This is a genomic window from Flavobacterium defluvii (assembly GCF_900129555.1).
Taxonomy (GTDB): Bacteria; Bacteroidota; Bacteroidia; order Flavobacteriales; family Flavobacteriaceae; genus Flavobacterium; species Flavobacterium defluvii.
Genome location: NZ_FQWC01000019.1, coordinates 1,874 through 3,044, shown reverse-complemented (window position 1 = coordinate 3,044; position 1,171 = coordinate 1,874). Strand labels below are relative to the sequence as shown.

Sequence of the window (1,171 nt, the reverse complement as noted above, 5' to 3'; positions counted from 1 at the left end):
GATCCTAAAGGGTTTATCACCACTTATACTTATGACAGTTTCGGAAGACTGGAAACCGTAAAAGATAACCTGGGCAATATTCTCTCTGAAAACCAGTACAATTATAAACCATAAACAAACCAAAACCATCATGAAAAATATCCTAAAATGCCTTTTGGTTTTGTTTCCTCTTATAGTAAACAGCCAGACCGAGACTGAAAATTATATCAAAACCGTTACTTATAAAACACCAAGTACCATAAAAATAACAGCGCCTACTATTTTACAAGCTGCGCAGACCGTAACCTATTTTGACGGACTGGGAAGACCAATTCAAAAAGTAGATTATCAGCAGTCCAAGTCTGGCAAAGACATCATCACACATATTGAATATGACGGTTTTGGAAGACAGGTCGAGGTATACCTGCCTTTTAAGGCTGAAACCTCGGCCATGGCTTTTGATGCCGCGGCCAAAACAAAACAGCTTTCCTATTACGGAACACCAAATGCTGCAATTAACGGAAACCCTGCGTTTGAAGCCACTACAAACCCTTTCAGCCGAAAAGAACTCGAGTCTTCTCCCCTGAACCGTGTCCTCAAACAGGCAGCTCCGGGCAATGACTGGCGTTCAGGATCTGGACATGAAATAAAAATTGATTATCAAACCAATATTAAAGACGAGGTAAAACTTTTTACTGCCAAAACCACCTGGAATCCAGCTTCGGGTTTATATGATATTTCTATTGTAAACAGCGGAAATTATAATGCGGGAGAACTTTATAAAACCATAACCTATGATGAAAACTCTGCTGCATCACCTCTTGAAGTTAACGGATCGGCCGTAGAATTTAAAAATAAGGAAGGTCAGGTTATCCTTAAAAGAACTTACAGTACTGTAGATAAAGGAACCTCAAATGAGAAACACGACACCTATTATGTTTATGATATCTATGGAAACCTCACTTATGTAATCCCGCCAAAAGCAGTTGATTTAATTGGAACTCCTAATGGAACAGATTCAGATATTACTTCTACAGCCCTGATCAATTCAGGAAGCTCTTTATATTTAAAAGCATCAAACTCTATAAGGCTGTTACCCGGCTTCAATGCCAAAGCAGGAAGTACTTTTTCGGCTGTTATTGATGGAAGCCAGCTTATTCTCGATAATTTATGCTACCAGTACAAATATGAT

1 protein-coding gene is annotated in these 1,171 nt (G+C 38.9%); it reads left to right on the top strand.

The window, feature by feature from the left end; genetic code table 11:
• Nucleotides 1-130 precede the first annotated feature (130 nt).
• Nucleotides 131-1,171 (top strand): DUF6443 domain-containing protein (locus BUC29_RS21615; RefSeq protein ID WP_244160861.1); only part of this gene is annotated, 1,041 nt, incomplete at its 3' end.